A 1,108-nucleotide genomic window follows, 5' to 3' on the forward strand; every position below is an offset into this window, starting at 1 on the left:
ATGTTGACCGTGGTTGCGGGGTCGGCCGGGTCTAGCGACAGAGCGTCCAGAGCCTCCAGCGCGTGCAGCACGGCGATTCCGTGGGTGTTGGGCGGGCATTCCAGTACCGTCAATCCGCGGAAGCGAGCGCTGATGGGTGGCGCGAAATGGCCGCTGTGCCGGGCAAAGTCCTCCATCATCAGCATTCCACCGCGCTGCTGCACGGCGCGCTCCGCAGCCATTGCGGGAGCGCCCAGGTAGAAAGCGTCGGGGCCTTCATTGGCTATCGCTTTCAGCACCGCAGCCAGTTCCGGGTTCGAGAAGAACTCACCGGCGCGGGGCAGCGTGTTGGCCCGGTACAGGGTTTCGGTGACGGGGTCTAGACGCAGGACCGGTTCAAACAGCGCCCACTCGCGCGAAGCGACGGGCGCGACGGGAAAGCCTTTGCCGGCAGCCTGGATGGCATCTTGGAACAGAAGCTGCCAGGGCAGGCGGCCGAAGCGGCTGTGCAGGTCGTGCCAGCCTCGCACCACGCCGGGCACCGTGACGGAGAACGCGTGCCGTTCGGGGATGCGCCTGCCGGGCAGGTTGTCCAGCGCGTCGAGGGAAAAATAGGCCGGTGCGCGACCAGTACCGTTGTAGCTCAGCGCAGCCCCGCTGGGCGGCACCACCATGGCCAGCACATCGCCGCCTATGCCTGTCGCCATGGGTTCGACCACGCCCAGCACGGCATCCGCTGCGATAGCGGCGTCGATCGCGCTGCCGCCTGATCGCAGCATGCTCGCGGCTGCCCTGGCTGCCAATGGGTGGCCAGTGGCCACCATCTGGCTGTCGCCCACCACGCCCCAGGGCTCGTCTCGGGAAATCGAATTCATCGCTGGTATTCCTATATCCAAGGCGACCTNCATGGCCAGCACATCGCCGCCTATGCCTGTCGCCATGGGTTCGACCACGCCCAGCACGGCATCCGCTGCGATAGCGGCGTCGATCGCGCTGCCGCCTGATCGCAGCATGCTCGCGGCTGCCCTGGCTGCCAATGGGTGGCCAGTGGCCACCATCTGGCTGTCGCCCACCACGCCCCAGGGCTCGTCTCGGGAAATCGAATTCATCGCTGGTATTCCTATATCCA

The 1,108-nt window shown here is 66.4% G+C and carries 1 protein-coding gene; it reads right to left on the reverse strand.

Annotation, left to right across the window (positions count from 1 at the left end; translation table 11 throughout):
- Positions 1-1,088: gamma-glutamyltransferase (locus tag QZH66_RS16680; RefSeq protein ID WP_305806981.1), on the reverse strand; the 1,088-nt coding region annotated here is incomplete at its 3' end.
- Positions 1,089-1,108 lie beyond the last annotated feature (20 nt).

The sequence above is a fragment of the Stenotrophomonas sp. YIM B06876 genome, assembly GCF_030711595.1.
Lineage (GTDB): Bacteria > Pseudomonadota > Gammaproteobacteria > Xanthomonadales > Xanthomonadaceae > Stenotrophomonas.